Here is a 1,234-nt window from a genome sequence, read left to right on the forward strand (position 1 = left end):
GCCTGCATGTCTTGCAGGCTGGACAGCAGCTGGCCGACTTCGTCGGTGCTGCGGTTGTCGATGTGGGCGGTCAGGTCGCCTCCGGCCACTTGGCGCGCCACACCGGTAGCCTGCACCAGGGGACGGGTGATGGAGCCTGAGATCAGCCAGGCGCAAACCAGGCTCAGCAGCAGGCTGACCACACCCAGCGCAACCATCAGGCTGCGGCTGGCTTCATAGTTGGCGTGGATTTGCTTGGCAATGCTGTCAATTTGCGTACGCTGCTGAGACAGCAACGCATCCATCTTAGCCAAATACACTTTGGAGGCGGGTACAAACTTGTCGGTCAACACCTTGTTCGCCTCATCCTCTTTGCCATCCTTCTTGAAGGCAAGAATTTCGTCACGGGCAGCTACATATGTTTTTCGGGCGGCCCCAATTTCTGCATAGAGGGCTTTTTCCTCGTCGGTATTGATGACCTCTTCCAGCTTCTTCTGGAACTCGGCCGATGTCTTGGACGACTCGGCTTGGTCTTCTGCAAAGTAAGCAGCTACGGAAGGATCACTGCTTTTGGCGATGGCGCCCGTGCGGCGCACGCCTGTGTGGATGTTCCGATACCAATCGCTCACCAGACGCTCGGTCTTGAGTGGCTCCTCCACCATGTTCTGCGTGGCCTGCGCAACCGCGCTCAACCGAGAAAGACCCACCAAGATACTGATCAAGGACATGATCAGCACCAGGGCGAAACCCAGGCCCAGGCGCTTTGCGATGGACAGGTTCTTAATAAAGCTTGGCATAGCAGCGTCTCTCTCAGAAGTTACGTAAGGAGGTTGAACAGAAAGGCAGGCAGCCGGGCCAGTAGAGCACAGTGGGCAATACGCCCAATGGCATGTAGGCGGTATGCGCAGTACGGGTTGTGCGCTCAACCATGCAGGGCAGCTCGCGATTCAAGCGCGGAATTCTGCGGTAATTTACACCCGCTTACACGCATGGTTCGCGAAATGCTAGAAATATATGCCGCCAATGCCCTGGCGGTTTCCGCACGTGCACGGGATACATCGGCTCAACAGCTATGCATTTGATAGCTTCCAGCGCAGATAAAACCTGCGCCAGCAGGCAATATCCTTCACAAGCGCGAGGCGGCCCTGCCCGCGCAGAACCGCCGCAGCTGGCATGAATTAAAAGCTGGTCCAGTCGTCGTCGTTGGTGCTGGCGGCCTTGGGCGCGCTGAGCTTGCCCATGGCGGGTTTGATGC

Annotated in this window: 1 protein-coding gene; it reads right to left on the minus strand. The window is 57.5% G+C overall.

From position 1 onward, the window contains the following. A partial coding sequence (locus AC07O2_RS25930; protein ID WP_495234991.1) for an MCP four helix bundle domain-containing protein occupies positions 1-776 on the minus strand: 776 nt, incomplete at its 3' end. Positions 777-1,234 lie beyond the last annotated feature (458 nt).

The sequence above is a fragment of the Rhodoferax sp. GW821-FHT10B06 genome (assembly GCF_059415605.1).